The sequence below is a fragment of the Paeniglutamicibacter sp. ORCA_105 genome (assembly GCF_045798545.1).
In the GTDB taxonomy this organism is placed as follows: Bacteria; Actinomycetota; Actinomycetes; order Actinomycetales; family Micrococcaceae; genus Paeniglutamicibacter; species Paeniglutamicibacter sulfureus.
Genome location: NZ_JBIXLM010000004.1, coordinates 43495 through 70143, shown reverse-complemented (window position 1 = coordinate 70143; position 26649 = coordinate 43495). Strand labels below are relative to the sequence as shown.

Below are 26649 nucleotides of genomic sequence, written 5' to 3'. Positions count from 1 at the left end.
ACCGAATAATTCCCGACTTCTGTGGGGGCAAACACGCAGCGCCGGTTGATGAAAGGATTGTCGGCATGACCGTCATGAAATCAATCCTGCTCTTCGGGGTGGCCGCCCTGCTTGAAATCGGTGGTGCCTGGTTGGTCTGGCAGGGCATCCGCGAACACCGCGGATGGCTGTGGGTCGGAGCCGGAGCCGTGGCCCTGGGGCTATACGGCATCGTGGCCACACTCCAGCCAGATGCCAACTTCGGCCGCATCCTGGCCGCATACGGCGGCGTCTTCATTGCCGGTTCGCTGTTGTGGGCGGTCTTCCTCGACGGGTTTCGTCCGGACCGCTGGGACATCGCCGGCGCCATCGTTGCCCTGGCCGGGGTCGGGCTGATCATGTACGGCCCGCGCGGGGCATAGGAAGCGACGAACGCTTTTCCTCCCTCGATGGTCCCGGAATTATGGACTGCCCGGAGGGGATTACCGCTGAACCAGGACTTCCGGGCAGATCCGGCGCGGCAACCTCCCGATGGCCCTGCATGCCACCAGCACCCATCCGAGGACTCCGGCCAGGCAGACCCGCTCAGCAAGCCCAAGCAGATTTTGCCCACTGACGGCCATCAAACCCAGCGACGCGAATCCGGCCGTAGCCAGTGCCGCAAAGAAGACGATGGTCGGGTAAGCACCTTTAAACCCAGGGCCCGAACGCATCCACCTCGTCAGCACCAGAATTCCGACCAGTGCCGCCAGGAAACCCGTGCCGGCAACGTAGAGATGCACGGTGCCGGTAATCGTCGCCGCACCCAGGCCGGACCCGTGGCCAACATCGGTCGGGAAAAAGGCCAGGACCGCCGAACACAAGCCCCCGATACCCAAGAAAAGAGTCCCGGTGCGCCGAAGCCCCGAAACCCGGCCGACCCGGTTCATGGCTGCAATGGCGCACATGGTGGTGACGGCCCGGCCGAGGAAATTCAGATTCATGATCCACCCGAACGGACCAACCGCCAGGTTGCTTTCGGCGTCACTGACCACGCTGTAGTGAGGGGGCAGAAACTGGAGCACCACGTCGACAAGGACGTAGACGGCAACGCCGACCATGGCTGCGGCGGCAAACCTCCGTCGGGCAGTGTCCGGGCTCTGCGGGATCATTGCCCAAGCTTTCCACATTGGCATGTCATCTTCTGCCGCACGGCTCCGATACCGTGGAACGAACAAGGAAAACGCGAAAATGGTCCCCGGAAACGGAGGTTTCCTTGTGAGGCAACACAGCGATCCACAACTAGGTCTTTTATGGGTCACTACAACCCTTGAAACCGGGCCGCCGCGGTGTTGCACTAAATGTCATGGACAACGACGCACGAACCATCCTTGCCATCGGGACCAAGAAGGGCCTCTGGCTCGCTGAAAGCACTGACAGAGAAACCTGGACGCTCACCGGACCCCACTTCGCCAACCTCGAGGTTCCCTCCGTGGCCATCGACACCCGGGAAGGCAAGACCCGTATCTTGGCCGGGGTCAACGACTGGCACTGGGGGCCCACCGTCGTCTACAGCGACGACACGGGGTCAACCTGGTCCGAACCGGAGCAGGGTGCCATCAAGTTCCCCGCGGACACCGACACGGCGCTGGCGCGGATCTGGCACCTTCGCCCCGACACCGCAGAACGCCCCGGGGTTGTGTGGGCGGGTTGCGAACCGATCTCGGTCTTCAAGTCCACGGACTCTGGGGAAAACTTTGAACTGAACAGGGGGCTCTGGGACCACCCGCACCGCAGCGAATGGGGTGCCGGCTTCGGCGGGGCGGCAGTGCACAGCATCGTTCCCAACGCCGTGGACGAAAACGTCGTCCACGCTGCCATGAGCACCGGCGGGGTGTATCGCAGCACCGATGGCGGCGACTCCTGGGAACCCCGGAACCACGGCATCAAGGCCGACTTCTTCCCGGAACCCTTCCCGGAGTTCGGCCAATGCGTCCACCACATCACCGCAGATGCCGAAGACCCGAACCGGCTCTACGCCCAAAACCACGGCGGTGTTTACCGGAGTGACGATTCCGGCGATGAATGGAACAGCATCGCCGATGGCCTACCGGCGGAATTCGGCTTTGTCTTCCTGTCCCATCCGCGCACCGGCGGCACCGTCTGGACCATCCCCCTGAAGGGGGCCGAGGAACGCAACCCCGTGGGCGGGCGGCTCTCCGTTTACCGCTCCACCGACGCCGGGGCACACTGGGGCGAGCAGCACGACGGCCTGCCGGATGCCGACTGGAATGCGGTGCTGCGCGACGCGGCTGCGGTGGACGAGCACCCCGGGTCCGTTGGCGTGTATTTCGGAACCCGCGGCGGGGAGGTGTTCGCCAGCAACGACGAGGGCGCGCACTTTGTCACGGTGGCCCAACGCCTGCCCGATGTGCTCAGCGTCCGGGCCGCCCAGGTCAACGGTGCGGGGAAATGACGGACATTACCGTCGAGGTACCTTCGGTGCTGGCTTCCACGCTTGAGGGCCAACGCAGCCTGCAGGTCCCGCTGCCCGAGGACGGCACGGTGGGTGGGATCCTGGATGCGCTCGGCGAGAAATACCCGCTCTTCGGCCGGCGGGTGCGCGACGAACGCGGCGAAGTGCGCCGCTTCGTGAATGTCTTCGTCGGTCCGGACAATATCCGCACCCTTGAGGGCCTGGGCTCGCCGGTGCGGGAGGGGCAGAGCGTGCTGATCATGCAATCGGTGGCCGGCGGCTGATTGCGCTTCACCGGGGCCCGGCCGGGGAACGGCACGCATGGCCTTTCCCCCTGCCCCGCCGCGACAGGGCGCCGCATGCCACGGAGCAGGGCGCGTCGCGGGGATGCCGAAAAGCGCCCCCGGCACTACGCTGAAGACATGAGTAACCTCGAGGCTGCCCCTGACGAGCTGGTTTGCGGATCGGATGAGGCGCACGCCGGAATCGAGTTGCTTCTCCCGCGCAATGTCCCGCTCGGCGGGCCGCGCGCCATGGATGTGCGCCGCACGCTGCCGCAAAAGCAGCGCAGCCTCATCGGCGCCTGGTGCTTCCTTGACCACTACGGGCCGGATCCGGTCGGTGAATCCGGCGGGATGAAGGTCCCTCGCCACCCGCACACCGGGCTGCAAACCGTCTCCTGGTTGTTTACCGGGGAAATCGAGCATCGCGATTCGGCGGGCTTCCATGCCATGGTGCGCCCCGGCGAGGTGAACCTGATGACCGCTGGCCGCGGGATCAGCCACTCCGAGTTCTCCACCCCCGAAACCACGACGCTGCACGGTGCCCAGCTGTGGGTCGCATTGCCCGATTCCGCGCGGCACATGCCGCCGACCTTCGCCCACTACCGCCCCGAACCGCTGGTCGGCGACGGATGGTATGTCAGCGTCTTCCTGGGCGAGCTGTCCGTGGCCAACGACAGCGGAGCCGACCAACACTCCGAATCCCCCGTTGCCACCCATACCGAATTGCTGGGGGCAGAGATCCGCCTGGAGCCCGGCACCAGCATCCGGCTGGCATTGAAGGCACACCACGAGCACGGGGTGCTGCTGGACTCGGGCGCCCTCTCCGTCGGGGCCGACGAGCTGCCCGTGGACCACCTGGCCTACCTGCCGCCAGGGAGCCAAGAGCTCACCCTCACCGCGGGAGAGAAGCCGGTGCGCGCCCTGCTCATTGGCGGGGAACCGCTGAACGAGCAGATCCTCATGTGGTGGAACTTCGTGGGCCGCACCCACGATGAAGTCGTCGAATACCGCCGGCAGTGGCAGGCGGAGATCGGTGCAGAATCCGGCGACGCTTCCACCAAGCGCTTCGGCGAATTCCCCGCCGGCGAACCTGCCGCCCTGCCTGCACCGGTGCTGCCATCGGTGCGGTTGCGGCCCCGCGACTGAGCAAGACGCCAACAAGATGAAGGAACCGGTGGGGATCGTGTCACTGCAAGAGGAACTGGCCAAGCTGCGCCGGGCCCTGGCCGAACGCGCGGCGCTGGGCGACCAGCTTGATGCCAAGCGCGAGTTGGAGCACTTCGTTTCCTTCCGCGCGTTGCGCGAGATGAACGAGGCCGCCGCCCACTTTGAACGCGCCGGATGGCAAGTCGATCGGACCGAGGGCCAGGATGCCAATTCCCGTTACCTGCTGCGTGTCTACCGCGACCAGGCCATCGACGTGGAAAGCGCGGAGCATGCCTTGCGCAACGTGCACGCCATCACCGCCAAGCACGGAGGGACCTACGACGGTTTCGGCGCCATGTTCATCGATGCCCCCGACAGCGAGCCCAGGGGCTTCTTCGGCCGACTTTTTGGAAACCAATGACACCCAAGGGACAGGAACAAGAAATGAGCGAATTCCGTGTCGAGCACAGGCCCGAACGCAGTCGCTACGCCCTGCTGGACGGGGAAACGGCGATTGGGGCGGCGCACTACCGCGAGCTGGAAACCGCCGGCGGTGTTGAGCGGGTCTTCTTCCACACGGTGGTCGACGAGTCCTACGCAGGACAAGGACTTGCCGGAAAGCTCGCTTCAGCCGCGCTTTCCGGCACCGTGGACCAGGGCCACAAGATCGTCCCGGTTTGCCCGTACATCAAGGTCTACCTGACCAAGCACCACGAGTTCGACGCCGAACTGGTGAAGCCCACACCCGAGCACCTGGCGATCTTGCCGAAGGCATGAGCGACGGCCGGCGGATCAGTCCGCCAGTTCGAGTCCAAGCTCGGTGAGCGCAGCGCGCAGGATCACGATGCCCTTGGGCCCGAAGCCGTGCAGGTCCAAGAGCGCACCGGCGCCGTAGGCCGCGGCCTGCTCGAGAGTCGTGATTCCCGCCCCTTCCAGGGCGCGGGCCGCGGGAGCGGAGATCCTGGGCAAGGGATGGCTGGTCATCTCTCCAGCGTAGCAATGCCCTCCCGCAGGTCGCGGGACTGGCGGGCAGGCCAGGAACCAGGAACCTCGCCACTCAGGCGGTCTAACAGTTGATATGCATGGATATGCTTCAGGAATGGAATTCACCCAGGAGCTCACCGTCAATGTCCCCCGACCACGCTTCATCGAGCTCTTTGACGACCTCGAGAACCTCAAGGTCTGGCAGGAGGGGCTTGTTTCCTTCGAGGCCCTCACCGGCACGCCGGGCCAGCCCGGGTCCACGTCCCGGCTGGTCTACAAGCAGGGCAGGGGAACCATGGAGATGGTCGAGACCGTGACGCGGCGCGACCTGCCCGAGGCATTCGACGGCGTCTACGACGCTAAGGGCGTGCACAACGTCTGCCGGAACGAATTCCATGATCTCGATGGAACCGCCACACGCTGGATTGCCCACAATGTCTTTGAGTTCACCGGTTTCATGCGGATCGTGGCATTGCTCTTTGCCCCCATGTTCAGGAAGCAAAACCTGAGGACGATGACCGCCTTCAAGGAGTTTGCCGAAGCCCGCGCCTAGGCGCCGTAATGCAGGATCAGCGCCGTGAGGAAGCCAAGCGCTGCAATGAATCCCGTGAGCATGTGCTGTTCCTCGAAGGCCTCGGGGATCATGGTGTCGGCTAGCATCGCCAGAATGCCGCCCGCTGCGATGGCGGTGACCACCGCGATGGCCTCGCCCGGGGCATTGTCGAGGGCTAGGTAGCCGATCATCGCGGCCAGTCCTGAAAGCAGCGCAATACTCCCCCAGATCGCAAAGATCTCTTTCGGCCCCTTGCCCGCACGCTTCATGTCGGCCGTGCTCGCCAGCCCTTCGGGCACGTTGGAAATGAAGATCGCCGCCAGCATGGTCGGGTTGACGGCGGCGCCGGAAAGCAATCCCACGCCCAGCACGATGGACTCGGGGATGCCGTCAAGCAACGCTCCGAGGGCTATCGCAGCTCCCCCGTTGGGCGCTCCGCCACCGCGGCTTCCGGCCCTCGTGGCGACCTTGCCCCGGCGTCGGTGTTCGGCTCCGAACCGCACCAGCAGGGAGTTTGCGCCCACATAGATGGTGGCTCCGGCCAGGAAACCCATCACCGTGGCCCACAGTCCGCCGACTTCCTCGGCCTCGACCACCAGTTCGAAGGCGAGGGCGGAAATCAGGACTCCCGCGCCGAACGCCATGACGCTCGAGACGATCTTCCGCGGAATGTCCAACCACCAGGCCGCGGCCGAACCAAGCAGCAGCGCAGACCCGGCGACGGTGCCCCACATCAACGCTTGCAAGGACATCAACATGGCGCCACGCTACCGCATAATGACTATTCACGCAGCGATTCCGCGCAACCCATGATCGACTGACAAGCGCTGAACCCAAGCACATGCCCTAGGCGGATCGCCTCGGGAACGCCAAACGAAAGCGGGCGGTTGCTCCGCCCCGAAACAGGGGAGGGCAACCGCCCGCCGGGCGCCATGCGGTGGGAACTAGCCCATTCCGTCCTGTGCCATGTTGTTGAAGCGCGAGTAGTGGCCCTGGAACGCGACAACGATGGTCTTGGTCGGTCCGTTACGGTGCTTGGCCACGATCACGTCCGCCTCGCCGGCACGCGCCGACTCCTTGTCGTAAATGTCCTCACGGTGCAAGAGGATGACCATATCGGCATCCTGCTCGATGGAACCGGACTCGCGGAGGTCGGAGATCATCGGCTTCTTGTCGGTACGCTGCTCCGAACCACGGTTCAGCTGCGACAGCGCGATGACTGGAACGTCGAGCTCCTTGGCCAACAGCTTCAGCGCACGCGAGAATTCGGAGACTTCCTGCTGTCGCGACTCGACCTTTTTGCCCGAGCTCATCAACTGCAGGTAGTCCAGCACCACGAGCTTGAGGTCGTGCTTCTGCTTGAGCCGGCGGCATTTGGCGCGGATCTCCATCAGCGACATGTTCGGCGAATCGTCGATGAACAGCGGAGCGTCGTTGAGCCTGCCCATCGTGGTGGCGATCTTCGACCATTCTTCGTCCTGGATCGTACCCTTACGCAGGTTCTGCAGCGCGATGCTCGCCTCGGCCGACAGCAGGCGCATGGCGATTTCGTTGCGTCCCATTTCCAGGGAGAAGAAAACGGAGGTCATGTTGTTCTTAATGGACGCTGACCTGGCAAAATCCAGTGCGAAGGTCGACTTGCCCACCGCGGGACGTGCAGCAATAACGATCATCTGGCCGCCGTGCAGTCCCTGGGTCAACTCGTCGAGTTCGAAGATTCCGGTGGGTACACCGATTACGCCCTCGCCTCGGCTGCCGGCGGATTCGATTTCATCGACGGTGCCCTCGATGATGTCGCGTAGCGGGACATAGTCTTCGGCAGTCCGGCGTTCGGCGACCTTGTAGACCTCGGCCTGGGCCTCGTTCACGATGGCGTCGACTTCGCCGTCCTGCGAGTATCCGAGCTGCACGATCTTGGTACCGGCATCAACCAGGCGGCGCAGGACCGCACGTTCGCGAACGATCTCGGCATAGAAGCCGGCGTTGGCAGCGGTGGGCACTGACTGGATGAGCGTGTGCAGGTAGGCCGGACCGCCAATCCGGGTGATCTCGCCGCGCTTGGTCAAAAGGTCCGAGACCGTAACGGCGTCGGCCGGCTCACCGCGGCCGTAGAGGTCGATGATGGCCTCGTAGATGGCCTCGTGCGCCGGGCGATAGAAGTCCAGTCCCCGCAGCACCTCCACGCAGTCCGCGATGGCATCCTTGGACAGCATCATGCCGCCCAGTACGCTTTGCTCGGCTACGAGGTCCTGCGGCGGGGTGCGTCCATAGTCCGATCCATGTGAATCGGAGCTGGTTTCGGTGCTGGCTAGCGACACGGGTTTTTCCCTTCAAGCTGCGCGGGTTCCCAAGTTTTCCGCATCATTACCTATTCAGTGTCTCAAGGAGCACGGACGATTCGTTAGGTTCAAACTCACACGTGCCGTAGGGCACCGCGAACCTGTGGAAATAGGTGGGGAACACTGTCACCATAGACCTGTTTTCCCACAAACCCAACACGGTTATCCACAGGCCGTGTGGATAACCTGTGAACCTTGCGGCGTGTTGTGTGCACAGTCTGGGGAGAACATTGTGGATTACATCAATTTTCTATCCACAACAATACTTTGACTAGGCATTATGCAGATTAACCCCTGTGGATACAAAGTATTTATCCACATCCTCCACACGCGGAAAAGTCGGTTATACACACAAAAACCCCGGGATTCCGGGCTTGGATTGGCCACCATTTCATAGTTACCCACAAGCTATCCACAGACACGCCGGAACTTCCCGCGGATCTGGGGATAGCGGGGATTGATGGAGATCACCAACGACTGACATACTGGGCCGCATGAGCGCCAACAAGACCGCCCCGACAGCCGTTGACCCGGCTCAATTCATATCGGCAGTGTCACATCCGACCAGGCGCGCGGATGCCGAGGTCTTGCTCCGGATGATGGAAGAGGTCAGCGGAGAGCCCGCGGTTATGTGGGGCCCAACAATCGTTGGGTTCGGAAGCTACCACTACAAGTACGAATCGGGGCGCGAAGGGGATGCCAGCGCCATCGGTTTCTCCCCGAGGTCGGCGAACCTTGCCCTCTACGGGCTGACCATTGCACCGACCGCCGGCCCTCTATTGGAGAAATTGGGCAAGTGCAGACGCGGGGCATCGTGCCTCTATGTGAACAAGCTTGCCGACGTCGACTTGGACGTACTCACCCGGCTTGCCCGTGACGGCTACCGGTACATGACTGGCGTGGTGCACCACCCGTCTTAGGAAAACGTGTTGGCAAAGGCAAAGGGCTCAGTCCCCGTGGCGTCGAATCATGGATTCGGTACCACGGAGGCTGAGCCCTCGCATTTCAGGTTCCCTAGGAGACCAGCTGTTCGGCATCCAGGCGACGGAATGCCGAACCGTGGAACACCAGCGGCGAGTGGGCGTTGTCGTGCGTCTGGTGGCCGTGCACGCGTAGCAGCACCACATGGTGGTCGCCTGCAGGAACCTCTTGCTCGACGGAGCAATCGAGCCACAGGGTGGCGTCATGCAGGAACAGTGCACCCTCATCGGTCGAATCAAGACGTAGCCCGGCGAACCTGTCCCCCGACTTTGAGGCGATCTGCCGGCACACGCCCTCGTTCTTTTCGCTGAGCACTGAAACCCCGATTCGCCCGCTGGTGCGCACCAGCGGCCAGGTCTTCGAGGTGTTCTGGACAGCGAACATCACCAGAGGCGGATCCATGGAGACGCCAACCGTAAAGGACGAGGCAATGATTCCCTGCGGTTGCCCGTCAACGATGGCGCAGAGTGCGGCAATGCCGGATGGATGCTGGGCAAAGACGTTGCGCAGGGTATCGGGGGTGAGGTCAGAGGTGAGTGTCATGGTGCTCAATCCTTCGGCTTCGGCCCACCATCGCGGTGCGTGCAACACACGCGCCAACCAACGAGGTGTGCGGTACTTGCCTCCGGGGTTCCGGTAGGCCGAATCATCACCTGGAGCACCCCACTACCGTGAGAGGGTTGCCGGCCAACGGGCCAGGGCCTTACGTTGACACTCTTGATTCTTCACTAACGTTAGAAGAGATAATTACGTCTCGTCAAAGTTTGTTTCGACATACGAAGTCACGAAGCGTAAGAATCGAAGATTGTGCGATCATTTGCCTCGTAGGTGCCAAAGTTGCCCGACACGCCCGCATTCGTTCCCGAACGCGTGGACGACAGCTGTTTGGCCGAAGAAGACGATGACATGGCCCGGAATTGTGGTTGGCGTCCGCGTCACAAACGCCGTGGCCGGCACCTCTTCCGCCTACGAGACGTCCGAAACTCCCGTATAAGTCGCATAGAAGGCATCGCCGGTGCGTTCGTAGACCAGGATGGCAAGCCCGCCCGGGGTGCTCGTGGCGTTGGAGAGCCGAAGTCCGGCGGGTGCGCCTCCCTCCGGGAAGAGTCGCCTTCCATGGCCGAGGACCACGGGCGCCACCACCAGTCGCAGCTCGTCAATCAACCCCTCGCCGAGCAATGAAGCGGCAAGCCTGGCGCTCCCATGGATCTGCAGCTCCCTGCCGGGGCGCGCCTTGAGGTCGGCAACCCGGGCCGCCACGTCACCGGAGAGGATGGTTGTTGGATCCCAGGTTCCCTCGCGAAGCGTTTGCGAGGCCACGTACTTGGGCAGGGAGTTCATGAGCTCCGTGAAGGGGTCGTCCGGGTCGGTGATTTGCGGCCAGTCCCTGGCGAATGCCTCATAGGTGCGGCGGCCAAGCAGCAGCCCGTCCGCTTCGCCGAGCCATTGCGCGGCCTGTTCGATGAAGGCCTCGTCCATGTGCGGGACGAACCATCCGCCCTGGGTGAATCCATCGGTGGTGTCTTCCTCAGGAGACCCGGGGCCTTGCGACACCCCGTCGAGACTCACAAACTCCGTTAATGTCAGCTTCATGACCGCGCCTTCTCACTCGTTTGGCTGCCCGTTCCCGGGATTCGAAGTGGCAGTCGATCCCGGAGGGCACTGCCCCATTTGGCCAAGCTACTCGACGGCAACGCGCGACGCCAGACCCCGCTGCACCACCGAAGGCCTTAAACCACTGTGGACCCCGCCGAGGGCGGGGTCCATAGTGGTTTGCCGTCACACAAGACGGCGGGTGCACAAGGAATTACTTCTTTGCGGCAACAACCTGCAGTGAAACGGTTGCGGAGACATCGGTGTGCAGACGCACAGTCGCGGTGTAGTTACCCGTCGACTTGATGTGGTCGTTGATCTCGATGTTGCGCTTGTCGATCGCGCCAACGCCGGCGGCTGCAACAGCCTTGGCGATGTCGTCGGTCTTCACGGTGCCGAAGAGGCGACCGGTAGCGCCGGCCTTGACAGTCAGCTTGACCGGCTTGGCGGAAAGCGAAGCGGCAAGTGCCTTGGCGTCTTCCAGGGAAGCAACGGCGCGAGCAGCACGGGCGGCCTTGATCGACTCAACCTGCTTCTCACCGCCCTTGGTCCAGGTGATGCCAAAGGCGCGCGGGAGAAGGTAGTTACGTGCGTAACCGTCCTTCACCTCAACGATGTCGCCTGCGGCACCGAGGCCGGTAACTTCGTGGGTCAGAATGAGCTTTGCCATGTTGGTATACCTTCCTTAGCCGCGGCCAGCGCCGGAGTAAGGCAGCAAGGCCACTTCACGCGCGTTCTTGATGGCCTGTGCGATCTTGCGCTGTTCCTGTACGGAAACACCGGTAACGCGACGGGCACGGATCTTTCCGCGATCGGAAATGAACTTGCGCAGCAATGCTACGTCCTTGTAGTCGATGACAGTGATGTCAGCGGCCTTCAAGGGGTTGGACTTTGGTTTGGGCTTACGGAGTTCAGCCTTAGCCATCGTGGAGCTCCTTTATCAGGTGGAGCCCGCAGAATTTTCTGCGGGATGGTGAATAATTTTGTTTAGAAGGGTGGTTCGTCGGAACCCGGGTTGCCCCATCCGCCGTTGTTTCCTCCGGCAGGAGCACCCCATGGATCGTTCGCCGGTGCATTCCAGCCGCCGCCGGAGTTTCCGCCAGCGTTGCCGCCACCGAATCCACCGCCGCCGCCTTGATTGCCACCGCTGAAGCCGCCGGCATTTGCGCCTGCGTTCTGCTGGCCACCAAAGCCACCACCACCGCCGGCGCCGGAGCGCTGGGTGCGGGTGACCTTTGCGGAAGCGTAACGCAGCGACGGGCCGATTTCATCGACCTCAAGCTCGGTGACGTTACGCTTTTCGCCTTCCTTGGTTTCGTAGGAACGCGACTTGAGGCGGCCCTGGGCGATGACGCGCATGCCCTTGGTCAACGTCTCGGCGACGTTTTCGGCAGCCTCACGCCACACCGACGCACGGAGGAACAGCGTGTCGCCGTCCTTCCATTCATTGGTCTGGCGGTCGAAGGTTCGCGGGGTCGAAGCAATGGTGAAGTTCGCCACTGCCGATCCTGACGGGGTGAAACGCAGTTCCGGGTCAGCGGTCAAATTACCAATAACCGTAATGACTGTCTCGCCTGCCATTGGAGCCTCCTAAAGTGTTGTTCTACGAAGATCGAAGAGCAGAATTACTCTGCAACGACCTTTGCCTCTTCCGGGCGGGTGATCTTGGTGCGCATGATGGTCTCATTGAGGCCCAGCTGGCGATCAAGCTCTGCGGAAGTAGCGGGGGTGGCGGTGAAGTTAACTACCGCGTAAATGGCCTCATTCTTCTTCTGAATGTCGTAGGCCAGGCGGCGACGGCCCCAGATGTCAACGTTCTCGATGGTTCCACCATCGTTACGGACAACATCGAGGAACTTACCGAGGGTTGGTTCAACGGTTCGCTCGTCGACCTCGGGGTCGATCAGCACCATCAATTCATAAGCACGCATGTGAACCCACCTCCTTTGGGCTAAACGGTCACGGCATTTCCGCAACAGGAGGTTCTTTGCATTTGCTGTCGCCACAACCCGATTGCCGGGCGCGGCAGAAACAGCCTCAACCATTCTAGCGGAAAATCACTGCCGCACCCGACTACGCCGGGTGCGGTGCATCACCCGGGTCACCGCGCGGGGTCGATAAGCCCGTCGGCGCGAAGCAACGCCTCAAGCCGTTCGCCGAAGACCGGGGCCAGCGTCCGCACATAGGTGTCAGAAACATGGTGCTTGTCCCGGTATACCAACACGTTCCCGATGACGGCGGGGCAGAATCCGTCAGCGCAGAACTGGTCGGAGAAATCCAGCACCCCCGCGCGTGGCTCCAGCTCGGCCGCGGCGAGCGTGTAGTCATTGGCCTCAAAGGCCTCGGACACCGGGGCGCCGCAGGTGGCAAGTTCGTCCGGGTTCTGCGCCACGCAGTCCCGTGCATAGGACTTCGTTCCGGGTCGCGGGGTGTCGATGATCGGGTAGACCCGGATGCCGGCGTCCTCGAGCTTGCCCCAATACTCGGCGAAACCCCCTGCGGCCCCCTTTTCGAAGGTGGCCCCGGCCCAATGACTGGTCACCACCGCGTCCACGTCCCCGCGTTCCAGGATGCGCTCCAGCGTGTCCTCGTTTGCCTGGTGGCAGGAAATGCTGCCGTCGGCCTCGGCGGTGCGCTTGGTGGCGTTGAACGGGCAGGAGTTCTTCAGGTAGGTCAGCAGTGTCCAGCCCTGCTCCTTGGCGGTCTCTTCCATCGCCCGGTACCAATGCGTGGCATGCGAGTCGCCCACCAGGGCCACGGTCAGGGATCCGTCCTTGGCGCCCTTGGCGCATTCGACGGTGACGGGTGACTTCGGTTTTTGCACGCACTCTCCCAGGTCGGGCAGGTCGTGCTCTGCGTCGGCGGGGACCGGGACGATCTGTTTTTGGCCCTCCAGGTAGGCGGGGGCACCGGCCGGGACCGACGCCGCGCCAAACCCTGCCGGAGGGGCAGCCAACAGGGTGGCGACCGCGCGTTCCTGTGCGGCGATCTCGCGCTCGGCCAGCGTCCCGGGGGCCACCGCGAGTGCGGCGACCAGGACCAGTGCGGCCGCACCGGCACCCAGGGCACGCCAGTTCGAGGCGGCGAGCGGGGCCAGGGTCCGCACCGGGGTTTCGATCCAGCGGTGGCTGGCACCTGCAAGCAGCAGCGAAAGGACCAGCAACCCGATGCTCTGGGCGGGTCCCGGCTCGTCCTCTGCGAAGAACAGGAAGAAGGTGAGCGCCGGCCAGTGCCAGAGGTACAGCGAGTAGGACACGTTGCCCACCCATTGCACCGCGGGCAGTTCCAGGAGTTTTTGCGGGGCCAGGACTCCACTGGTCTGGCCGGCCAGGATCACCGCCAGGGTTCCGGCGACCGGCAGCGCTGCCGACAGCCCAGGGAAGGGTGTGCCGGCATCGAAACCGAAGGCTGCCGCCGCGATGGCTGCAAAGCCGCCCCAGGCCAGCGCCGTCCGCACGCCGGGGACATCGAGCCATCGAGCGCCGCGTGCCACCAGCCCGGGTTCGGGCGGGGCGAGCAGCAGCGCCAACAGGCCGCCGGCGGCCATTTCCCAGACGCGGGCGGGGGTGATGAAGTAGGCGGCAGGATTTCCCGAACCCACCAGCACCATCGAGTAGGCCAGCGAGGCGATGATGACGATGCCGAAGACCAGCAGGAGAGCGGTGCGGGGAAGGCCGCCGCTGGTTTCCCGGCGGCCGACGCGTTCCCGGGCCCCGATGCCACGCAGGGACCGGGCCACCCATACGGCCAGCAGCACCAGCAACGGCCAGACGAGATAGAACTGCTCCTCCACCCCCAGGGACCAGAAATGTTGCAGCGCGGTGGGCTCTGCATCGGCGGCAAGGTAGTCCACGGCATCGGCGGCCAGCACCCAGTTCTCCACCGAGAAGGCCGAGGCAAGGGCCGCGGTGCCCACGGTCTTCCATTGCGTGGCCGGCAGGAAGGCCATGGTGGCAGCCACCACCGCGAGGATCACCGCGAACGCGGCGGGCAGGATCCGCCGGACCCGGGCCGCCCAGAAGCCCGGCAGGTCAATGCGGCCGGTCTTGCGGACCTCGCGCAGCAGGTGCCCGGTGATCAGGAAACCGGAGATCGCAAAGAACACGTCGACGCCGATGAAACCGCCCGGGACCAGGCGTGGTTCGAGGTGGTAGGCCACGACCAGCAGCACGGCCACGGCGCGCAGCGACTGGACCTCGGGCAGGAAACGGCGTGGTGGCTTCGGCTCGGCAATCATGTCCGCGAGCAAAGCACGGACCGGTTAACAGCGGGTAACCACCCGGTGTTAACCGCGCGCTTCCCGGCGAACTCTCAGGCTGCGAAGAACGCCTCGGAGATCTTCGCCAGGCGCAGCGGATCGGCCACGCCGCACATCTCGCGCGCCGAGTGCATCGACAGCAACGGGATTCCCACATCCACCGTGCGGATGCCCAGCCTGGTGGCGGTCAGCGGGCCGATGGTCGACCCGCACGGCATCTGGTTGTTGGACACGAACTCCTGGTACGGGACATCTGCCTGCGCGCACAACCTGGCGAAGAGCGCGGCTCCCACCGCGTCGGTGGCGTAGCGCTGGTTGGCGTTGATCTTCAGCAGCGGGCCGGCCCCCAGCAGCGGGCGGTTGGCCGGATCGTGGCGCCCCGGGTAGTTCGGGTGCACCGAGTGCCCGGCATCGGCCGAGAGGCAGACCGAGTCGGAGTAGGCGCGGCTGCGGTCCTGGGTGTCGGCGCCCAGTCCGTGCCCGATGCGCTCGAGCATGTCGGCCAGGAACGGGCCGGATGCCCCGGAGCGGGAGGCCGAGCCGATCTCCTCGTGGTCGAAGGCGGCCAGCACGGCGATGTGTTCGCCGGTGCCCGCGGCCGCGTGGTGCACCAGGGCGGTGAGCGAGGCGTGCACGGAGGAGAGGTTGTCCAGGCGCCCGGAGGCGAAGAACTCGTTGGAGCCCCCGAAGACCTCGCCGCGCTGCGCATCGGCGACCACCACGTCGTAGCCGCCGATTTCCGCCGCATCCACGCCGGCCGATTCGGCCAGCACCGCCAGCACGTCGGCCTCTGCCGGGTTCCCGATCCCCCACACCGGGTTCATGTGCGCCTGCTTGTCCAGGGTGAGAGCGTCGTTCACGGCCCGGTCCAGGTGGATGGCCAGCTGCGGGAAGCGCAGCATCGGGGCGGTGCGCGCCAGCGCCTCGGTTCCGTCAAGCAGCACCAGGCGTCCGGCGAGCAGCAGCTCGCGGTCCAGCCAGGAGTTCAGCAGCGGGCCGCCGTAGACCTCCACCCCCGCCTGCAGCCATCCGTGGGCGCCGGTGGTGGGCTTGGGCTTGAGCTTGAAGGAGGGCGAATCGGTGTGTGAGCCCACGATGTGGAAACCGGTGGTTGCGGTGGCGTCGACGGGTTGCACCCAGGCGATGATCGCCCCGTCGCGCAGCACGTAGTGCCCGCCCGGGCCCGGCTCCCAGGCCTCGGACTCCGAGAGCTCGGTGAAGCCCGCCGCGGCCAGCCGGCGCGCCGCCTCGGCGGCGGCATGGAAGGAGGACGGCGAGGCGGCGACGAAGGCGGACAGGTCGTTGATGTGCTCGATTGCTGCGCTGGACATTCAAGGTTCCCTTGGACTCGTGGGCGTGCGGGTGTGGTGCGCGGGCCGGACCGGGGTGGGCGGCCGGGGCACCCTAGGTGCGGGTGCGGAGCAGTGCCACCACGAGGGCGCCGACCCCAAGGACGATGCTAGCCCAACCGGGAACGGGCAGGGCGAAGAGCGTGAGCAGGAAGGCCCCGAGGACCCCCAGCACCACGGCCAGCAGCAGCCAGGGGCTGCGCAGGAATTCCGAGTTCATGGTCGCTTGTCCTTAGTAGTCCAGGCCCTGGCTGGGGATGACCAGCCCGGTCTCGTAGGCGTAGACCACTGCCTGCACGCGGTCGCGCAGGTGCAGCTTGGTCAGGATCCTGCGCACGTGGGTCTTCACCGTGGCCTCGGAAAGGAAGAAGCGGTGCGCGATCTCGGCGTTGGAGAGACCCTCGGCCATGGCCCCGAGCACCTCGAGCTCGCGCGGGGTCAGGTCCCCCAGCAGCGGGTCGCGTTCCGGTGCCGGGGCGCTGGAGCGGTTCGGGGCGCCGTCGCGCACGTAGGTCTCCAGCAGCCTGGCGGTGACCCTGGGCGCCACCACCGCGTCGCCGGAAGCCACCAGGCGCACCGCGTTCACCAGTTCCTCGGGCGCCACGTCCTTGAGCAGGAAGGCGCTGGCCCCTGCCTGCAGCCCGGAAAAGGCGTATTCGTCCAGGTCGAAGGTGGTCAGGATGATGACCTTGGCCTCGGGCAGCTCACGCACGATCCGGGCGGTGGCCTCGATGCCGTCCATGGTGGGCATGCGCACGTCCATGAGCACCACGTCGGGCTTCAGCTTGAGGGCCTGCCGCACGCCTTCGGCCCCATCGGAAGCCTCCCCGAGGATCTCGAGGTCGTCCTCGCCCTCGAGGATGAGCCGGAAGCCCATGCGCAGCAGCGGCTGGTCATCGACCAGCAGCACCCCGATGCGGGCGGAGGAGGTGGAAGTGGATTCGGACATGGGGGTTGTTCTCACGATCCTTGGTGTTGGGACTTGGGGGTCGGTTGCTTGCCCTGTGGCGGCGCAGGGTCGCCGGGACAGCGGGTCTGGTGAGGCAGCTTGAGCTTGGCCACGACCGACCAGCCGCCGCGGGATGCGGGTCCGGCGCGCAGCGTGCCGTCGAAGAGCGCGGCGCGCTCCTTCATGCCGCGGATGCCCTGGGCGGATCCGATGAGCTCGCGGCGCACTTCCTGCTGCGTGCCGTCGTCGTGGATGCGCACCGTGACATCGTCGCGAAGCCGGTGCACGGTGACCTCCACCGCGCCCACGTTGCGCCCGTAGCGCAGCACATTGGTCAGCGATTCCTGGATGATCCGGTGCACGGTGAGCTGGAAGGTCGCGTCGTCCGGAAGGGCCGGGCCCGACTGGGTGTAGCGCAGCGGCAGGCCGGCCACCTGGAAGCCTGCCAGCATCTCTTCGAGGGACCCGCCGGCGGGCTGCGGTTCCAGCGACGCACCGTCCCCGGTGCGCAGCACCCCGATGACCCGCCGCATGTCCGCCAGGGCGCGGCGCCCGGTGCCGGAGAGTTCGCCCAGGACCTCCCCTGCCCGCGCCGGGTCGCGCTTGAGCACCACCGCTGCACCGTCGGACAGGGCGATCATGACCGAGAGCGAATGCGCGACCACATCGTGCATTTCGCGGGCAATGCGGGTGCGTTCGCGCACCTGGGCCAGGGTCTGGACCCGCTTGGCCCAGTTGTCCAACTCGGCCTCGTGCAGCCGGTTGTTGCGCACCGCCGCGCCGATGGCCACTGCCGCGGCGTTGGTGCCCAGCAGGAAAGCCAGGGACAGCGTGATCGTCAGGGTGCGCCCGCCGATTTCCGCCAGGGCAGCCTGGTCTTCCGGGGAATCGGTGAACATGGACGGCAGACCCAGCATGACGAAAACCAGTCCCTGCAGGGCGGTGATCAGGGCGGTGAGCGCGAACATGCGCCGGGCGGCATATTTGGTTGATGCCGCATATAGTGCGATCCACAGGCCGGCGCTGCCACCGAAATACGAGGAGTCGAGCAGGGTCGCGACGGTCTCGAAGAGCACCACCACGATCAGCACGAACATGGGCCGGCTACGGCGAAAGAACAGCGAAGCGCCGGTGAGCGCGAGCAACCCGAGGGTTGGCCAGTGGGACGCCAGCGCCGCCTCGGCCAGGCTTGGACCGGTCAGCAGCAGGTACAGCAGCACCACGGCGGTGTCGACCAGTAGCGGCCGGCGGCGCATGAATCCGCGCAGCGGGCCGATGCGCTGTGCCGAGATCTCGGCAAGGCTCGCCTCCGGGTCCCCGGAGTCGAGCGGCGCCGTGTTTTCACTCATATCCCTGAGCCTATCGACCAATGGCCGGTTCTAGATATCGCGGCGCTGCAGCAACATTGCGGCGGCGGCCAGCGGGATGGCGATCCAGGCGCCGACCACGAGGCCGGCGGCCCAGGTCTCCAGGGCCCCTTCGGCGCCTGGGATCTGCATCAGCGCGGTTCCGGCGTGGTCGGGGAGGAATCGAGCGGCATCGGCCAGCCATTCCACCATGCCGGAGAGCCCGTCGACGGTGATGGGAAGCACGAAGAAGAGGGCTGCAAGCACCACGATGCCGCCGGCGGAATTCCTCAGCATCGCACCCAAGGCCAGGCCGATCAGCGAGACCATCACGACGTAGAGCACCCCGAACCAGAGGTTGCGTCCGAAGGCCTCGGAGGCGAAGTCCAGCGGAAGGTTGTAGTTGTCGGCGATCGGCTTGGTGACCAGGAAAGCGGACAGGATCGATGCCAGCGCGACGAGTGCCGAAACGATGGTGACCATCAGGGCCTTGGCCCAGAACACCGGCTGCCGCGTGGGAGTCGCCACGAAGGTGGAACGGGCCGAGCCCGTCGCGAACTCGGAACTCATCACCATTACGGCGAGTGCGCCGATGATCAACTGGGCAACCATCAGCCCACTGACAGGCAATGAGGCGGCAAGGACATTCATGTCCCCCATCTGCGCCGCCATTTCCGGTTCGGACGCCATGGCCTCCAGGGATGCACCGACGCCCCAGGTGCCGAGCGCGGCGATCCCCGTCATGGCCACGAAGGTGGCCATGACCAGGATAAGCGTGGAGGGCAGCGAGAAGAACTTGATGAACTCGCTGCGCAAAACGCCGGCGAAGCTGAGCTTTCCGCCACCGGCGGCACCGGGTGCGGCGGTACGTGGTCGTTTCATGGTCGTGGTGCTCATGGCTGGTCCTGCTTTCCGGTGGTCGCGGCGGCAAGCTCGTTGCCAAGGTGGGAGTGGTACTCGACCTCGTCCTGCGTCAGCGCCATGTAGGCGGCTTCGAGGGACTGCTGGATGGGCGTCAGCTCGTGGAGCAGGATCTGCTTTTCCTGGGCGCGGGTTGCAATTGCCCGACCATCGAGTCCGACGACCTGGATGGTTTGCGCATCGACTCTGGTCAGGTGAACGTCCTGCGCGGCCAACGCATTCATCAGGTCCTCGGCCGAATCGGTCTTGACCCTGCAGGTGGGCACGTTGCTGCCGCCAATGATCTGCTCGATCGGCGCATCGGCGAGGATGCGGCCGCGACCGATGACAATGAGGTGGTCCGCGGTCAATGCCATCTCGCTCATCAGGTGCGAGGAGATGAACACCGTCTTGCCCTGTGCCGCTTGGTGGCGGGCGAGGTTCCGGACCCACAGCACGCCCTCCGGGTCCAGGCCATTGACCGGCTCATCGAGGATCAGCGTCTGCGGGTCGCCCAGCAGTGCCACGGCGATGCCCAGGCGCTGGCCCATCCCCAGGGAAAAGCCGCCGACCTTCTTGGTCGCGACGGAACCGAGTCCGGTGAGCTCGATGACCTCGTCGACGCGGGTATTGGGGATCGAGTGGGTCGCGGCAAGGGCCCGGAGGTGGGTGCGCGCGCTGCGCGACCGGTGGACGGACTTGGCTTCGAGCAGGGCACCGACCTCGCGCAACGGCGCATGGTGTTCGGCGTACCTGCGGCCGTTCACGCTCACGCTGCCGAAGGTCGGCCGGTCGAGGCCGACGATCATGCGCATGGTGGTGGATTTTCCCGCGCCGTTCGGGCCGAGGAATCCAGTGACCTTGCCTGGCTGGACGGTAAAGGAGATCCCGTCCACCGCACGCTTGGTGCCATAGTTCTTGGTCAGTGCCGTTGCTGTGATCATGTCTTCAACGTTACGGACGATCGCCTCCGCGGTCGCCGCCCACGCGGATGATCTTCACGGAATAAACAGTCACTCTTCCGGCGTACGGGTAATCCCCTAAGGGATCCGGGGGCACCGGCGTCGACGCCGCCTGCCAAGGGTCCGGAGTCAGCCGGCCTGGGCTCGTTCCAGCTTGCGGGCGTAGGCGCGGGCCGCCCTCACGCGATCGCCGCAGCGGGTGGAACACCAGCATCGACGGGCGTGCGTCCGCAGCAGGAACCGGTCGCAGGAGCTGGCCTCGCATTGTGCGATCAGCTCGGCCTGGCCACCGGTCAGCAAGGCGGCCGCGTCCTCCGCGATCTGTGCCATGGCGTGTTCGACCAGCTGGGTCACCGGGTGCCGCGCGACCCGCCGAAGTCCGTTGGTGGCGTCGAACTGCAGCAGCGGTGCGCTGGGCACCTTTACCAACGCCCGATTTACGCTCTCCAGGGCCTCCGGCGCGGGAACGGCGCCTTCCACCCTGGCGGTGAAGAGGGCGCGCAAATTGCCGCGCAGCGTCGTGAGCTGGTCCTGGCAATAGGCAAGAAGGGCCGTTTCCTCGGGGACCAGGCGTTGTCCGACGAGCCACGCGGTGGCTTCGGCCGGGCTCCCCAGGTCGTCCGCCACGCGTCCGCCGGGAAGGCTCGCGGCGCTATTGACCAGGGCGAGGCTCGGGTGGTCGTCGGCGCCGGGAGCAGGGGGAAGTGGGATCTTTGACATAGATCTCATGGTATCAGCTGTATTTTTCCGTGATAACAAGCTAGCCTGAATGTCACGCATAAGTTACAGATTATCCATGAGAAGTGAGAGAGAACCCATGATCCAGTCACGCCCCCTGGGCAACGCGCCCTTCGTCCTTTCGGTGCTCGACAATGCCATCACCGGGGTGGGGCAGACGGCACAGGAGACCTTCGGGGAAATCATCGCGCTGGCGCAGTTGGCCGAGAAGCGCGGCTTCGAGCGCTTCTGGATGTCCGAACACCACGCCATGCCCGGTGCCGTGACCTCCTCGCCCCAGCTGATGGTGGCGCGCTTGACCGGCGAGACCCAGCGCATCCGCCTCGGTGCCGGCGGCGTGATGCTGCCCAACCACGCACCGCTGGTGATCGCCGAGCAGTTCGGCATGCTTGAGTCGCTCGCCCCGGGACGCATCGACCTCGGCCTGGGACGCGCTCCGGGAACCGACGGGCAGACCGCGGCGGCCCTGCGCCGCCGCCACAACGCCAACGACGACTTCCCCCAGCAGGTGCTGGAACTGCTCGGCTTCATCGACGACGACTTCCCCCAGGGGCACCCGTACCAAGATGTCCACGCCGTGCCCGGTCCCTGGCTCGCGGAACAGAACCGGGTGCCGCGGCCCGAGACGAATCCCGAGGTCTGGATCCTGGGTTCCTCCCCATATTCGGCGCAGCTGGCGGGCCAGCTGGGCCGCCCCTACGCCTTCGCCCTGCAGTTCGGCAGCGCCGACGTCGTCACGGCCATGCGGCTCTACCGCGAAAGCTTCCGCCCCTCGGAACTGCTGGCGGCGCCCTACAGCCTGGTCAGCGTGGGCGCGATCGCCGACGACGACCCGGCCGAGGCACGCCGCCAGGCGACGTCCACGGCGATGGCCATGATGCGCATGTTCCAGCGCAAGCCCTTTGCCTTGCTGCCCCCGGACGAGGTCGCCGCCTACCCGGCCGACACGCACGAGCGCGCGATCCTCGAGGAATGGACCGACCGCACGCTGCACGGCACCGCCGCGGACGTGGCCCAGGGCCTGGAGCTGCTGCACCGGCAGACGGGCGTCGACGAAGTGATGCTGGTAGTCGGCGGCCATTCACGCCAGGCGCAGACCCGGACCGTGGAGCTGATTGCGGACCACTACGCCCTGCCCGTGCTTTAGCCCGGCCGCTAGCGGGCTTCCGACTCAAAGACGCAGAGCGCAACCTGGACGCGGTTGGCCGCATCGAGCTTCTCCAGCACCCTGCCGATGTGGGTTTTCACCGTTGCCAGCGAGATGAATAGTTCGTCGGCGATTTCCTGGTTGGAGCTGCCGCGCGCCATCGCCGCGGCGATCTCACGTTCTCTCTCGGTGAGCACGGCGAGCCGTTCACGTGCGGCGTTGCGCCGCGTGGATTCAGGCCGCGAGCCGGCAACGGCAATGAGCTGCTTGGTCACCGCTTCCGAAAGCGTCGTCCTCCCGGCGGCGACCTGGTTGATGGCGTCCATGAGCTCGGCCGGCGGGGTGTCCTTGAGCAGGAAGCCGCTGGCACCCATCTTCAACGCCGACAGCACCATGTCGTCGGTGTTGAACGTGGTCAGGACCAGGATCTTTTGCTCCGGGTTGGCCTGGAGGATCGCCTCGCTGGCGGCCAGCCCGTCCAAGACCGGCATGCGGATGTCCATGAGCACCAGATCCGGTGCCAGCGAACCGACCATGGCCACGGCCGAACGCCCGTCGGCGCATTCGCCGACCACGTCGATGCGAGGGTCGGATTCCAGGATCATGCGCAGCCCGGCACGGACCAGGTTCTCGTCATCGACCAGCACGATGCGGATCGACACGCCTACCGTCCCCATGGCAGCCACACCTTCAGCACGAATTCTCCCTTGGCCTCCGGATCGACCTGAAGTTCCCCGCCGGCCAGCCGGACCCTCTCGGCCAGGCCCGCCAGCCCCAGGCCCGAGCTGGGCAGGGGCCCCGCTCCCGAGACGAGGGGAGGCACCTCGTCCAAGCTGTTGGAGGCGCGCAGGAACAGCCTGTCGCCCCCGTTGCCTCCGATTTCCAGCCTGACCTCCTGCCCGGGCGCGTGGCGGCGGGCATTGGTCAGCACCTCCTGGACGATCCGGTACAGATGGCGGCCGGTTGCCTCGGGCAGGGCGTCCAGGCGACCCTGCATTTCCGGTGCAAGGTCGAGGTGGACCGCGGTGCCCACCGCCCGGCTCTCTTCCAGGAGTTCCTGCAGTTGCCCCGCAGTCGGTTGCGGCTTGGCCAGTTCGCCGTCGAACAGGGTGTTGGGGTCGCGCAGCATGCCCAGCACCTCGCGCAGCTCGCCCAGGGCCAGATGGGAATTTTCGCGGATGACGCCGGCCGTCTGCCTGGTCTCCTCCGGCGTCAGGTCACTGCGGTATTCCAGCGCACCGGAGTGCAGGGCGACCAGCGAGAGCCGGTGCGCCAGGACGTCATGCATCTCGCGCGCAATGCGGGTGCGCTCGTCGGCCTTGGCCGCGTGGATCTGCGCCTGCCGCTCGCGCTCTGCGCTGTTCACCTGCTGACGCAGGGATTCGGTGAGCTGCCGCCGCCCGCCGATGTACATCCCGGTGAGCACCAACAACCCGACCATCACCACGGCAACGATGCCCAACTGCCACCAGGTGGTTCCGTCGTCTTCGCGCAGCACCACGGTGCCCACGAGATGTTCCCCTGCAATCCCGGCAATCACCAGGAGCACGGAAATGCCGATGATCTCCAGCACCCGGCGCCTGGCCGCAAGTGACACCACGGCCAGCATGGCAAAGCCGGCGGCGAGCGTTGACGGGGTCGAGAGCAGCACGAGACCAACGGTGACCGGCACCGGGAAACGGTGCCGGAAGGGATAGAGCGCCAGGGCGATGAAGCCGCAGAGCATGTCGAGGGCAATCACGGCACCCACCGCGTCCACGTCGGATGCCTCGTCGAACGAATAGTCCATGTAGGCAAAGGCAAAAAAGGTGAATCCGAACACCAGTCCCAGACCGACGCGCCAGGCCTCTGACAGGAACCGGCGCAGTCGGGTGCGCGGGGTGGCCGGTTCGGGTGCGGTGGTCATGGGCTTAACGTTACCGGCGGGGCCCGTTGGCTGGTATCGACCGAAAGGACCACGTGAGACCGTCTTCCCGGCCACGGAAAGATCGTCCCAATTGGCGAGGCGCCCAGGGCCCCTGGTGATACAGAATGGTGACATGAACACGATCCCGCCGCCGCAACTGCCCCCGGCACAGAACCCTCAGCCCGGCCAGCTCCCAGCCCAATGGGTTCCGGTGCCCCCGGCGCCGCCGGTCCCGGCCGAACCGCTGCCGTTCCACCGGCTGGCCCGCACCTACTCCGCCTACCGCTGGTGGAAGACCATCATGGTGGGCCTCATCGCCCTGGGCCTGTATCTGGGCCTGATACTGCTGGTTGGGCTCGTCTTTGTCTTCGTCGCCATCGGAAACCCGGAGCTGGAGAGCGCCGCCGACGAGGCCATGATCTCCATCGATTCGATCGACATGTCAGACCCGTTCATTTTTGTCATCTCCATGGTCTCCCTGATCCTGATGCTGCCGGTGATCCTGCTGGCCACCCGGATGATGAATGTCCAGAAGGTCGGATCGCTGACCTCGGTGGCCGGACGCATGCGCTGGGGCTGGCTGGGGCTGTGCGCGCTGGTGGCCCTCGGTGTGCTGACACTGAGCTTCGGCATCACCTTCGTCGTGGACGCCTTGTCCGGGCTCGGCTTCAGCCCGGATTTCAACGCCCCGGACATGTGGCTCTTGCTCGGGCTGACCATCCTGCTCGTGCCGTTCCAGGCCACGGCCGAGGAGTATGTGTTCCGCGGGTACCTGATGCAGCTGGTGGGCGGCTGGCTGCGCCATCCCGCCTTCGCAATCCTGTTGCCCATTCCCCTCTTCATGATGGGACATGCCTACGACATCTACGGCCAGCTGGATGTGGGTTTCTTCGCCCTGGCCGCAGGTTGGCTCACGTGGCGCACCGGCGGGCTGGAGGCGGCCATTGCCCTGCACGTGGTCAACAACTCCGCCATCTTCTCCCTGGGCGCCATCGGCCTGGTCGACGTCAGCGTCACCGAAAGCAACCTGCCCAGCCTCATCGCATCGATGGCCACCACGACGGTCTTCGTCTTGGTCGTCGTCTGGCTGGCGAACAGGCGCAAGATCCAGCGTCTCAGCGTCCCGCCCGCGCCGGCACCGGCGATCGCCGCACCGGGTTATTGGGTGCAGCCCGGGGACGCACCGCGCCAGCCCTGAGCCGGGTTGCCGGGTTCGGCGGCGCATCCCGGTGTAGGTTTGGGCAAACATCGTTGAAAGGGTTCACCGTGAAGGCAACCGGCCGCAGCGCCCGCAGGACCTCGATGGCGATCCTGCCGCTGGCAGCAACGATGCTGCTGCTGGCCGGATGCGTTCCGTTGGACGGACCGGTGCCAACCCCCTCGGCGTCCGAATCACCCTCGGCACCGGCCAAGAGAGCCGGGGGCGACCCGAACAATTGGGCGAGCTGCGAGAATCCGGTCATTACCTCGGGTCCACCTCGCGAGGAGGACTGGAGAATCATCGGAGCCATGGAACTGGACACGACCTCGGGTGGGAAGAAAACCACGCAATACCTCAGCGAGAGCTATGAAGCGACGATCAGTTGGGACGGGGCCGGCCCTTCCACCGGTAGGTTCACCGAGGATATCGGCGACACCATCGGCTACCCCACGCTGGGCGGCATTGAAGGGCTGGACGGCGTTGTGGAGTTGCTTGAGTCCATCGAGGAACCAACCAAGACACTGGGCTACCAGGCCGTAAGACAAGTCTCCGTGCCGATCACCCTGGAGTGCGGAAACCTCTCCGACCAGGGAAGGGTCAACAGCTGGAAAGACAAGGAGCGGGGAGTCTTCGATTGCTCGGAGAACGAGGGCGAGATCGTCGATTCCCCCATTCCCATGGCCCGGGATAAATACTGCCCCGAAAGCTGATCCCAGGCCCGCGCGCCGACGCCCCTGCCGGCGCCAAGACGCTGCGCGTACGCTGGGGAGCGACAGTCGTTTTGAGGGAGGGCGCCAGGAGGGTGGCGTGCCCGGTTCACCCAGAAAGGGAACCAAGATGGAGCATGCTCCAAGGCATTGGCGGCAATCCGTCGTTCCCTTGCTGCTGACATTCTCGGCGGCCCTGGTGCTGGGCGGCTGCCATGGCACCGGGCCCACGACCACCGCACCGGATTCCTCGTCGCCGGCGTCGGGAACTTTGCGCAACGTGGTGGTCATCGGTGATTCAATGAGCACCGGCTTTGGCACCAGCGCCGGGAGCGCCTGGCCGAATCTCATCGCCACGTCACCCCGAGACGACTCGATTCCGCTCAAGATCCTCAACACTGCACAGAACGGAAGCGGCTACCTCAACGTCGGCATCACCGGATCCACCTTCGCATGGCAAGTGGAGCAGGGGGTGACATCGGACGCCGACCTCGTGGTGTTCTTCGGCTCCGTCAACGACCTGCACCACGACCCCACCCAGCTGGCGGCCGTCATCGACGGGATTTACGCATCGGCCAAGGAAAGGGCACCGCGCGCCACCCTCCTGGTGGTTGGACCGCCGGCCTACAGCACCCTGCCGGAGGCAAGGTACCTGGCGGTCAGGGACGTGGTCAAGCGTCAGGCGCAGGCCGCCGGTGCCATCCACGTCGACCCCATTGCGCAGGGCTGGTTCGTCGACGATGTCGACCGATTAGTGGGACCTGACGGCCTGCATCCCTCGGTGGCGGGACAACACTATCTGCGAGAAAAGATCGAACCCCTCATTTTCGAGACGCTCAGGCGAGAGTCCGACGTCACCGGGCCGTAGCCAA

General features: G+C 65.3%; 32 protein-coding genes and 1 riboswitch. Of the genes, 12 read left to right on the top strand and 20 right to left on the bottom strand.

Annotation, left to right across the window (positions count from 1 at the left end; all coding sequences use genetic code 11):
• Positions 1-65 precede the first annotated feature (65 nt).
• A complete protein-coding gene (locus ACIPUB_RS03115) occupies positions 66-401 on the top strand; it encodes a YnfA family protein (RefSeq protein ID WP_264271568.1) in 336 nt (111 codons plus the stop codon).
• A 60-nt stretch (positions 402-461) separates the two neighbouring features.
• On the opposite strand, the gene ACIPUB_RS03110 is transcribed toward ACIPUB_RS03115, so the two are convergent.
• Entirely contained in the window at positions 462-1130 is a 669-nt protein-coding gene (locus tag ACIPUB_RS03110; protein ID WP_407606013.1) for a DUF998 domain-containing protein, read from the bottom strand.
• A gap of 194 nt (positions 1131-1324) precedes the next feature.
• Between ACIPUB_RS03110 and ACIPUB_RS03105 the strand changes: the two genes are divergently transcribed.
• The 5 genes from ACIPUB_RS03105 to ACIPUB_RS03085 all read left to right on the top strand — a co-directional run bounded on the left by ACIPUB_RS03105 (position 1325) and on the right by ACIPUB_RS03085 (position 4641).
• The gene (locus ACIPUB_RS03105; RefSeq protein ID WP_407606012.1) at positions 1325-2434 is read left to right on the top strand and encodes a WD40/YVTN/BNR-like repeat-containing protein; all 1110 of its coding nucleotides are present in this window, start codon (positions 1325-1327) and stop codon (positions 2432-2434) included.
• The gene (locus tag ACIPUB_RS03100; RefSeq protein ID WP_264271135.1) at positions 2431-2718 is read left to right on the top strand and encodes a MoaD/ThiS family protein; all 288 of its coding nucleotides are present in this window, start codon (positions 2431-2433) and stop codon (positions 2716-2718) included. The genes ACIPUB_RS03105 and ACIPUB_RS03100 overlap by 4 nt, the downstream gene beginning before the upstream one ends.
• A gap of 138 nt (positions 2719-2856) precedes the next feature.
• A complete protein-coding gene (locus tag ACIPUB_RS03095; RefSeq protein ID WP_407606011.1) occupies positions 2857-3864 on the top strand; it encodes a pirin family protein in 1008 nt (335 codons plus the stop codon).
• 37 nt (positions 3865-3901) lie between these two features.
• Complete coding sequence (locus tag ACIPUB_RS03090) at positions 3902-4285, top strand: ribonuclease E inhibitor RraB (protein ID WP_407606010.1); 384 nt, start codon at positions 3902-3904, stop codon at positions 4283-4285.
• Positions 4286-4308: 23 nt separating this feature from the next.
• A complete protein-coding gene (locus ACIPUB_RS03085; RefSeq protein ID WP_407606009.1) occupies positions 4309-4641 on the top strand; it encodes a GNAT family N-acetyltransferase in 333 nt (110 codons plus the stop codon).
• Positions 4642-4656: 15 nt separating this feature from the next.
• Here ACIPUB_RS03085 and ACIPUB_RS03080 read toward each other — a convergent pair whose 3' ends face one another.
• Positions 4657-4848 (bottom strand): hypothetical protein, encoded by a 192-nt coding sequence (locus ACIPUB_RS03080; protein ID WP_217390717.1) that lies wholly within the window; start codon positions 4846-4848, stop codon positions 4657-4659.
• A 115-nt stretch (positions 4849-4963) separates the two neighbouring features.
• Here ACIPUB_RS03080 and ACIPUB_RS03075 point away from each other — a divergent pair, with 115 nt between their 5' ends.
• On the top strand, positions 4964-5401 hold the full coding sequence (locus ACIPUB_RS03075) for an SRPBCC family protein (RefSeq protein WP_407606008.1): 438 nt from the start codon (positions 4964-4966) through the stop codon (positions 5399-5401).
• On the opposite strand, the gene ACIPUB_RS03070 is transcribed toward ACIPUB_RS03075, so the two are convergent.
• Positions 5398-6159, bottom strand: a complete 762-nt coding sequence (locus ACIPUB_RS03070; protein WP_407606007.1) for a ZIP family metal transporter — start codon at positions 6157-6159, stop codon at positions 5398-5400. The genes ACIPUB_RS03075 and ACIPUB_RS03070 overlap by 4 nt on opposite strands.
• Positions 6160-6345: 186 nt before the next feature.
• Positions 6346-7719 carry a replicative DNA helicase gene (gene dnaB, locus ACIPUB_RS03065; RefSeq protein WP_217390892.1) on the bottom strand — a complete coding sequence of 458 codons (1374 nt, stop codon included), beginning with the start codon at positions 7717-7719 and terminating at the stop codon, positions 6346-6348.
• A gap of 515 nt (positions 7720-8234) precedes the next feature.
• Between dnaB and ACIPUB_RS03060 the strand changes: the two genes are divergently transcribed.
• Positions 8235-8660: a DUF1801 domain-containing protein gene (locus ACIPUB_RS03060; protein ID WP_407606006.1), complete on the top strand. Its 426-nt coding sequence runs from the start codon at positions 8235-8237 to the stop codon at positions 8658-8660.
• A gap of 94 nt (positions 8661-8754) precedes the next feature.
• Here ACIPUB_RS03060 and ACIPUB_RS03055 read toward each other — a convergent pair whose 3' ends face one another.
• The 14 genes from ACIPUB_RS03055 to ACIPUB_RS02990 form a co-directional block, all read right to left on the bottom strand.
• Positions 8755-9264, bottom strand: a complete 510-nt coding sequence (locus tag ACIPUB_RS03055; RefSeq protein WP_217390894.1) for a flavin reductase family protein — start codon at positions 9262-9264, stop codon at positions 8755-8757.
• Between the two features lie 67 nt (positions 9265-9331).
• A riboswitch (SAM riboswitch) is annotated at positions 9332-9444 on the bottom strand.
• A gap of 243 nt (positions 9445-9687) precedes the next feature.
• Complete coding sequence (locus ACIPUB_RS03050; RefSeq protein WP_407606005.1) at positions 9688-10314, bottom strand: dihydrofolate reductase family protein; 627 nt, start codon at positions 10312-10314, stop codon at positions 9688-9690.
• A gap of 214 nt (positions 10315-10528) precedes the next feature.
• Entirely contained in the window at positions 10529-10984 is a 456-nt protein-coding gene (gene rplI / locus ACIPUB_RS03045; RefSeq protein WP_264271126.1) for a 50S ribosomal protein L9, read from the bottom strand.
• A 15-nt stretch (positions 10985-10999) separates the two neighbouring features.
• Positions 11000-11239, bottom strand: coding sequence for a 30S ribosomal protein S18 (rpsR, locus tag ACIPUB_RS03040; RefSeq protein ID WP_007269381.1), 240 nt, complete (start codon positions 11237-11239; stop codon positions 11000-11002).
• Between the two features lie 62 nt (positions 11240-11301).
• Positions 11302-11895, bottom strand: a complete 594-nt coding sequence (locus ACIPUB_RS03035) for a single-stranded DNA-binding protein (protein WP_264271125.1) — start codon at positions 11893-11895, stop codon at positions 11302-11304.
• Between the two features lie 44 nt (positions 11896-11939).
• A complete protein-coding gene (rpsF, locus tag ACIPUB_RS03030; RefSeq protein WP_071213679.1) occupies positions 11940-12245 on the bottom strand; it encodes a 30S ribosomal protein S6 in 306 nt (101 codons plus the stop codon).
• A 170-nt stretch (positions 12246-12415) separates the two neighbouring features.
• Complete coding sequence (locus ACIPUB_RS03025) at positions 12416-14551, bottom strand: acyltransferase family protein (protein WP_407606004.1); 2136 nt, start codon at positions 14549-14551, stop codon at positions 12416-12418.
• A 74-nt stretch (positions 14552-14625) separates the two neighbouring features.
• Positions 14626-15903: a M18 family aminopeptidase gene (locus ACIPUB_RS03020; RefSeq protein ID WP_407606003.1), complete on the bottom strand. Its 1278-nt coding sequence runs from the start codon at positions 15901-15903 to the stop codon at positions 14626-14628.
• Positions 15904-15976: 73 nt separating this feature from the next.
• On the bottom strand, positions 15977-16141 hold the full coding sequence (locus ACIPUB_RS03015) for a hypothetical protein (RefSeq protein WP_264271122.1): 165 nt from the start codon (positions 16139-16141) through the stop codon (positions 15977-15979).
• Between the two features lie 12 nt (positions 16142-16153).
• Positions 16154-16870, bottom strand: a complete 717-nt coding sequence (locus ACIPUB_RS03010; RefSeq protein WP_407606002.1) for a response regulator — start codon at positions 16868-16870, stop codon at positions 16154-16156.
• Positions 16871-16881: 11 nt separating this feature from the next.
• A complete protein-coding gene (locus ACIPUB_RS03005; RefSeq protein ID WP_407606001.1) occupies positions 16882-18219 on the bottom strand; it encodes a sensor histidine kinase in 1338 nt (445 codons plus the stop codon).
• A gap of 30 nt (positions 18220-18249) precedes the next feature.
• Positions 18250-19113, bottom strand: a complete 864-nt coding sequence (locus ACIPUB_RS03000) for an ABC transporter permease (RefSeq protein ID WP_407606000.1) — start codon at positions 19111-19113, stop codon at positions 18250-18252.
• A complete protein-coding gene (locus tag ACIPUB_RS02995) occupies positions 19110-20060 on the bottom strand; it encodes an ATP-binding cassette domain-containing protein (RefSeq protein WP_407605999.1) in 951 nt (316 codons plus the stop codon). Before ACIPUB_RS02995 ends, ACIPUB_RS03000 begins: the two co-directional genes overlap by 4 nt.
• 147 nt (positions 20061-20207) lie before the next feature.
• A complete protein-coding gene (locus tag ACIPUB_RS02990) occupies positions 20208-20798 on the bottom strand; it encodes a CGNR zinc finger domain-containing protein (RefSeq protein WP_407605998.1) in 591 nt (196 codons plus the stop codon).
• Positions 20799-20895: 97 nt separating this feature from the next.
• On the opposite strand from ACIPUB_RS02990, the gene ACIPUB_RS02985 reads away from it, so the two are divergent.
• Entirely contained in the window at positions 20896-21963 is a 1068-nt protein-coding gene (locus ACIPUB_RS02985) for an LLM class flavin-dependent oxidoreductase (RefSeq protein WP_407605997.1), read from the top strand.
• An 8-nt stretch (positions 21964-21971) separates the two neighbouring features.
• On the opposite strand, the gene ACIPUB_RS02980 is transcribed toward ACIPUB_RS02985, so the two are convergent.
• Positions 21972-22640: a response regulator gene (locus ACIPUB_RS02980; RefSeq protein WP_407605996.1), complete on the bottom strand. Its 669-nt coding sequence runs from the start codon at positions 22638-22640 to the stop codon at positions 21972-21974.
• Entirely contained in the window at positions 22628-23869 is a 1242-nt protein-coding gene (locus tag ACIPUB_RS02975) for a sensor histidine kinase (protein ID WP_407605995.1), read from the bottom strand. Before ACIPUB_RS02975 ends, ACIPUB_RS02980 begins: the two co-directional genes overlap by 13 nt.
• 133 nt (positions 23870-24002) lie before the next feature.
• Here ACIPUB_RS02975 and ACIPUB_RS02970 point away from each other — a divergent pair, with 133 nt between their 5' ends.
• From ACIPUB_RS02970 to ACIPUB_RS02960, 3 genes are all read left to right on the top strand, one after another.
• Positions 24003-25067: a CPBP family intramembrane glutamic endopeptidase gene (locus tag ACIPUB_RS02970; protein ID WP_407605994.1), complete on the top strand. Its 1065-nt coding sequence runs from the start codon at positions 24003-24005 to the stop codon at positions 25065-25067.
• A gap of 68 nt (positions 25068-25135) precedes the next feature.
• Positions 25136-25780, top strand: coding sequence for a hypothetical protein (locus ACIPUB_RS02965; protein ID WP_407605993.1), 645 nt, complete (start codon positions 25136-25138; stop codon positions 25778-25780).
• A 127-nt stretch (positions 25781-25907) separates the two neighbouring features.
• Positions 25908-26645: an SGNH/GDSL hydrolase family protein gene (locus tag ACIPUB_RS02960; protein ID WP_407605992.1), complete on the top strand. Its 738-nt coding sequence runs from the start codon at positions 25908-25910 to the stop codon at positions 26643-26645.
• Positions 26646-26649 lie beyond the last annotated feature (4 nt).

Excerpts from the sequence above, each read along its gene's own strand:
- ACIPUB_RS03115 (WP_264271568.1), top strand. The coding sequence starts at position 66 with ATGACCGTCATGAAATCAATCCTGCTCTTCGGGGTGGCCGCCCTGCTT.
- ACIPUB_RS03110 (WP_407606013.1), bottom strand. The coding sequence starts at position 1,130 with ATGATCCCGCAGAGCCCGGACACTGCCCGACGGAGGTTTGCCGCCGCA.
- ACIPUB_RS03105 (WP_407606012.1), top strand. The coding sequence starts at position 1,325 with ATGGACAACGACGCACGAACCATCCTTGCCATCGGGACCAAGAAGGGC.
- ACIPUB_RS03100 (WP_264271135.1), top strand. The coding sequence starts at position 2,431 with ATGACGGACATTACCGTCGAGGTACCTTCGGTGCTGGCTTCCACGCTT.
- ACIPUB_RS03095 (WP_407606011.1), top strand. The coding sequence starts at position 2,857 with ATGAGTAACCTCGAGGCTGCCCCTGACGAGCTGGTTTGCGGATCGGAT.
- ACIPUB_RS03085 (WP_407606009.1), top strand. The coding sequence starts at position 4,309 with ATGAGCGAATTCCGTGTCGAGCACAGGCCCGAACGCAGTCGCTACGCC.
- ACIPUB_RS03080 (WP_217390717.1), bottom strand. The coding sequence starts at position 4,848 with ATGACCAGCCATCCCTTGCCCAGGATCTCCGCTCCCGCGGCCCGCGCC.
- ACIPUB_RS03075 (WP_407606008.1), top strand. The coding sequence starts at position 4,964 with ATGGAATTCACCCAGGAGCTCACCGTCAATGTCCCCCGACCACGCTTC.
- ACIPUB_RS03070 (WP_407606007.1), bottom strand. The coding sequence starts at position 6,159 with ATGTTGATGTCCTTGCAAGCGTTGATGTGGGGCACCGTCGCCGGGTCT.
- ACIPUB_RS03060 (WP_407606006.1), top strand. The coding sequence starts at position 8,235 with ATGAGCGCCAACAAGACCGCCCCGACAGCCGTTGACCCGGCTCAATTC.
- ACIPUB_RS03055 (WP_217390894.1), bottom strand. The coding sequence starts at position 9,264 with ATGACACTCACCTCTGACCTCACCCCCGATACCCTGCGCAACGTCTTT.
- ACIPUB_RS03050 (WP_407606005.1), bottom strand. The coding sequence starts at position 10,314 with ATGAAGCTGACATTAACGGAGTTTGTGAGTCTCGACGGGGTGTCGCAA.
- rplI (WP_264271126.1), bottom strand. The coding sequence starts at position 10,984 with ATGGCAAAGCTCATTCTGACCCACGAAGTTACCGGCCTCGGTGCCGCA.
- rpsR (WP_007269381.1), bottom strand. The coding sequence starts at position 11,239 with ATGGCTAAGGCTGAACTCCGTAAGCCCAAACCAAAGTCCAACCCCTTG.
- ACIPUB_RS03035 (WP_264271125.1), bottom strand. The coding sequence starts at position 11,895 with ATGGCAGGCGAGACAGTCATTACGGTTATTGGTAATTTGACCGCTGAC.
- rpsF (WP_071213679.1), bottom strand. The coding sequence starts at position 12,245 with ATGCGTGCTTATGAATTGATGGTGCTGATCGACCCCGAGGTCGACGAG.
- ACIPUB_RS03025 (WP_407606004.1), bottom strand. The coding sequence starts at position 14,551 with ATGATTGCCGAGCCGAAGCCACCACGCCGTTTCCTGCCCGAGGTCCAG.
- ACIPUB_RS03020 (WP_407606003.1), bottom strand. The coding sequence starts at position 15,903 with ATGTCCAGCGCAGCAATCGAGCACATCAACGACCTGTCCGCCTTCGTC.
- ACIPUB_RS03015 (WP_264271122.1), bottom strand. The coding sequence starts at position 16,141 with ATGAACTCGGAATTCCTGCGCAGCCCCTGGCTGCTGCTGGCCGTGGTG.
- ACIPUB_RS03010 (WP_407606002.1), bottom strand. The coding sequence starts at position 16,870 with ATGTCCGAATCCACTTCCACCTCCTCCGCCCGCATCGGGGTGCTGCTG.
- ACIPUB_RS03005 (WP_407606001.1), bottom strand. The coding sequence starts at position 18,219 with ATGAGTGAAAACACGGCGCCGCTCGACTCCGGGGACCCGGAGGCGAGC.
- ACIPUB_RS03000 (WP_407606000.1), bottom strand. The coding sequence starts at position 19,113 with ATGAGCACCACGACCATGAAACGACCACGTACCGCCGCACCCGGTGCC.
- ACIPUB_RS02995 (WP_407605999.1), bottom strand. The coding sequence starts at position 20,060 with ATGATCACAGCAACGGCACTGACCAAGAACTATGGCACCAAGCGTGCG.
- ACIPUB_RS02990 (WP_407605998.1), bottom strand. The coding sequence starts at position 20,798 with ATGTCAAAGATCCCACTTCCCCCTGCTCCCGGCGCCGACGACCACCCG.
- ACIPUB_RS02985 (WP_407605997.1), top strand. The coding sequence starts at position 20,896 with ATGATCCAGTCACGCCCCCTGGGCAACGCGCCCTTCGTCCTTTCGGTG.
- ACIPUB_RS02980 (WP_407605996.1), bottom strand. The coding sequence starts at position 22,640 with ATGGGGACGGTAGGCGTGTCGATCCGCATCGTGCTGGTCGATGACGAG.
- ACIPUB_RS02975 (WP_407605995.1), bottom strand. The coding sequence starts at position 23,869 with ATGACCACCGCACCCGAACCGGCCACCCCGCGCACCCGACTGCGCCGG.
- ACIPUB_RS02970 (WP_407605994.1), top strand. The coding sequence starts at position 24,003 with ATGAACACGATCCCGCCGCCGCAACTGCCCCCGGCACAGAACCCTCAG.
- ACIPUB_RS02960 (WP_407605992.1), top strand. The coding sequence starts at position 25,908 with ATGGAGCATGCTCCAAGGCATTGGCGGCAATCCGTCGTTCCCTTGCTG.